Source organism: uncultured Methylobacterium sp. (assembly GCF_964242245.1).
Taxonomy (GTDB): Bacteria; Pseudomonadota; Alphaproteobacteria; order Rhizobiales; family Beijerinckiaceae; genus Methylobacterium.
Map to the genome: position 1 here is coordinate 1 of NZ_CAXTBY010000117.1, position 1846 is coordinate 1846.

Sequence of the window (1846 nt, forward strand, 5' to 3'; positions counted from 1 at the left end):
ACGGCCGCCGCCGCCATGGCGCTGCCGCCGCGCCGGCCGTGGACCACGACGAAGGGCACGCGGCCGTCCTCGGCCAGGGCGCGCTTCGATTCGGCCGCGCCGATGAAGCCGACGGGGATGCCGACGACGGCCGCCGGCGGCGCGACCCCCTCGTCGAGGAGTTCGAGCAGGCGGAACAGGGCGGTCGGCGCGTTGCCGACGGCGACCACGCTGCCGGGCAGGTGCTCGCGCCACAGCTCCATCGCCGCGGCCGAGCGCGTGGTGCCCATCGCGGCCGCCATGCCGGGGACCCGCGGGTCGGTCAGCGTGCAGATCACGCGGTTGTCGGCGGGCATCCGCGCGCGTGTGCAGCCGTCGGCGACCATGCGCACGTCGCACAGGATCGGCGCGCCGGCCCGTAGCGCCGCCTCGCCGGCTGCCGCGAAGTCGGGCGACATCGCCACGTCGGCCGGCAGGTCGGTCATGCCGCAGGCGTGGATCATGCGCACGACCACGCGCTCGGCGGTGCCGGAATAGGCCGCGAGGTCGGCCTCGGCCCGGATCATCGCGAAGGACCGGGCATAGATCGCGCCGCCGTCGCGCAGGTAGTCGTGGCGGGCGCTCATGGTGCGGTCCTGAGGGGGGATATGTCGGGGCGGAAGGCTTGGGCGAGGGAGAAGGCTTGGGCGAGATCGCCGGGCACCCTCCATACGCGCTCCAGGGCCGCCTCGAAAGTCAGTTCCAGGCGGGGTGTGTCGGCGGGCGTCCCGTCGAGGACGATGCCGTAGCGCCCGTCCCGGCCGACCAGCGTCAGGGCAGCACGGCCCGGGTGGGCGCAGCCCTTGGCGCAGCCCGACACGTGCGCCGTGAGCCCCCGGGCCGCGAACGGCCGGAAGGCGTCGGCGAGCCGCGCGGCGTCGGCACCTGTCGGCGTCGAACCGGAGCCGCAGGCCGGCGCGCCGGGGCAGGCGGCGACCGCGCGGCGCGGATCGTCGGGCGTCGTGATGAAGCCCGCGGCCGCGAGGTCGGCGAGGCTCCGCGCCCGGGCCTGATCCGACGCATCGGGAACGGCGAGGACGAAGCCGCGGGTCGGCGCGACGCGGATCGCCTCCGCCCCGAGGGCGAGACCGGCCTCGGCGAGCGCCTCCAGCATATCCGCGGTGCAGCGGCCGAAGGGCGCCTCGACATTGAGGATGCCGTCGATGGAAGGGCACGACACGGGCCGCAGCCCACCGGTTGCTCGATCTCCGTGGGTCCCGGCCATGCCTTCTGCGGGACGGTCAGGCCCCTCACCTCGTCCCTCTCCCCATGGGAGAGGGGACCCGCCCTCGACCGCGCCGAGTATGGAGGCGGGCAGGGCACGGGCGAGGATCGCGCGCTCGGCCCGCCCGAGGTCGCGGATGCGGCGCCGGCCCGTCTCCGCGAAGGCGCGCAACAGCGCCGCCACCGATCCGGCGATCCGCGGTTCGCCGCAGGCCGCGATCCAGGCGATGCCGTCGTCGCAGGCGAGGCCCAGGCTGGCGCGACCGGATGCGTTGACACGGACGTGGAGGTCGGCCGCGATCCCCGGCAGGTCGGTGGCTCCGCCGCCCTCGACCAGCACGAGGGTCTTGGCGGGCAGGCCCGCGACGGCGCGGCCCACGGCCTCGATCGACCGGGCGAGCGTCGGCACGTCGAGGAACGCCGGGACCAAGCCGGCGAGCGGGCTGGTGAGCGTCAGGCGCTGCGGGCCGCCGTCGTGGCGGGCGTCGCCGAGGCCGGCGCTCGCCATGGCGGCCGCGAGGCCGGCGCGGGTCGCCTCCGTGACGCCGCGAACCTGGAGGTTGGCGCGGGCGGTGACGTCGACGTGGCCGTTGCCGAGGCGGCG

Annotated in this window: 2 protein-coding genes; both read right to left on the bottom strand. The window is 76.4% G+C overall.

The annotated features are described in order from the left end of the window. Positions 1 to 605, bottom strand: a 605-nt coding sequence (locus tag ACFE8Y_RS18175) for a precorrin-8X methylmutase (RefSeq protein ID WP_375465789.1), incomplete at its 3' end; no start/stop codon positions are given. Continuing rightward, the coding region (locus ACFE8Y_RS18180; protein WP_375465790.1) for a precorrin-3B synthase at positions 602 to 1846 on the bottom strand (1245 nt) is incomplete at its 5' end. The genes ACFE8Y_RS18175 and ACFE8Y_RS18180, both read right to left, overlap by 4 nt.